Source organism: Cellulomonas bogoriensis 69B4 = DSM 16987 (assembly GCF_000767165.1).
Lineage (GTDB): Bacteria > Actinomycetota > Actinomycetes > Actinomycetales > Cellulomonadaceae > Actinotalea > Actinotalea bogoriensis.
The window spans coordinates 1-549 of sequence record NZ_AXCZ01000444.1; the positions used below are offsets into that span (position 1 = coordinate 1).

General features: G+C 74.9%; 1 protein-coding gene. It reads left to right on the forward strand.

Annotated features, from left to right (window positions below; all coding sequences use genetic code 11):
- The coding region (locus N869_RS15930) for an FHA domain-containing protein (protein WP_156968618.1) at nt 1–528 on the forward strand (528 nt) is incomplete at its 5' end.
- Nucleotides 529–549: the final 21 nt, after the last annotated feature.

Consider the following 549-nt stretch of genomic DNA (forward strand, 5'->3'; position numbering starts at 1 on the left):
CCCGCGCAGGAGGCCGCGCCGTCGGACGGGCCGACCCCCGCGGACGGCACGGGTCCCGAGGGCGACGAGGACCACGACGGCCTGACGGTCCTCAGCTCCGACGTGGTCGCGTTGCGCCGCCAGCTGCCGGAGTGGGCCGGTGACGCCGTTCCCGGTCCGTTGGCCGTGCCGGCACCACAGGCCCCGCCGCCGGCGAAGATCCTGCTGTCGTCGGGTCTGGTCGTGGCCCTGAACCGCCCGGTCCTGCTGGGCCGGGCACCCCAGGTGTCGCGGGTCACGAACAGCCAGCTCCCGCGCCTGGTCACCGTCGCCAGCCCCAACCAGGACATCTCGCGCACCCACGCCGAGGTCCGGATGGACGGCGAGGACGTCGTGGTGACGGACCTGCGGTCCACCAACGGGGTGCTGCTCCTGCGGCAGGACGCCGGGCCGCAGCGGCTGCACCCGGGCGAGCCGACGGTCGTGGAGCCGGGCGTCGTGGTCGACCTCGGTGAGGGCGTGACGTTCGTGGTGGAGCGCGGTACGTGAGTGCTCGCCGCGAACCGTCGA